At 55.2% G+C, this 259-nt stretch carries 1 protein-coding gene; it reads right to left on the bottom strand.

From position 1 onward, the window contains the following. The coding region (locus SB756_RS31985) for a hypothetical protein (RefSeq protein WP_410913489.1) at positions 1 to 259 on the bottom strand (259 nt) is incomplete at both ends.

The raw sequence follows: 259 nt of genomic DNA, 5'->3' as shown, positions 1-259 counted from the left end.
CAGCAAGGCTGCCGTATAATCGCTGCCTCCACGGCCAAGCGTCGTTGTACGACCTTTATTTTCGCTACCGATAAATCCCTGGGTGATCACTAAGCCTTCATTGAGACGTGGGAGCAGCTGCAGCGCGGCCAGTTCCGCCAGCGCGGCTATATCTGGCTCTGCACGACCAAATCGGTCGTTGGTACGCATCACTTTACGTACATCAAACCACTGTGCCTGAACATCGCGTTCGCGCAGGATCTCAACAAACAGCAGGGTC

It is taken from the genome of Pseudomonas sp. SIMBA_068 (assembly GCF_046534705.1).
Classification (GTDB): domain Bacteria; phylum Pseudomonadota; class Gammaproteobacteria; order Pseudomonadales; family Pseudomonadaceae; genus Aquipseudomonas; species Aquipseudomonas putida.
The sequence above is the reverse complement of the archived record's forward strand: the minus strand, read 5'-3'. Positions and strand labels throughout refer to the sequence as shown.